This is a genomic window from Arthrobacter arnarulunnguaqae (assembly GCF_051262515.1).
Lineage (GTDB): Bacteria > Actinomycetota > Actinomycetes > Actinomycetales > Micrococcaceae > Arthrobacter_N.
This window is the reverse complement of record NZ_JBIMER010000057.1, coordinates 1-237: the sequence shown is the minus strand read 5'-3', so window position 1 is coordinate 237 and position 237 is coordinate 1. Positions and strand designations below refer to the sequence as shown.

At 74.3% G+C, this 237-nt stretch carries 1 pseudogene; it reads right to left on the bottom strand.

What is annotated here, in order from left to right:
- Positions 1 to 237: pseudogene (locus tag ACHAAJ_RS15645) on the bottom strand (HNH endonuclease); the annotation flags it as partial.

Sequence of the window (237 nt, the reverse complement as noted above, 5' to 3'; positions counted from 1 at the left end):
AGGTCCGGGTCCGCGCAGAGTTCTTCGTCGACCGCGGCGCGGTCCTGAACGGACAGGCACGCGGTCTCGCGCACCAGCACCGTGGCCCGCCACTCGCTCAACGCCCCGGTCTCCAACGCGGCCAGGGTGTGGGGCATCTCCGCCACCAGGGCCTTCGCGAGGGCCAGGTGCGCGGTGCCCTGGTGCGGGGATTCCCGCCGGGCCAACCCGATCTGGTGCCCGATCCCGTCCCCGCGC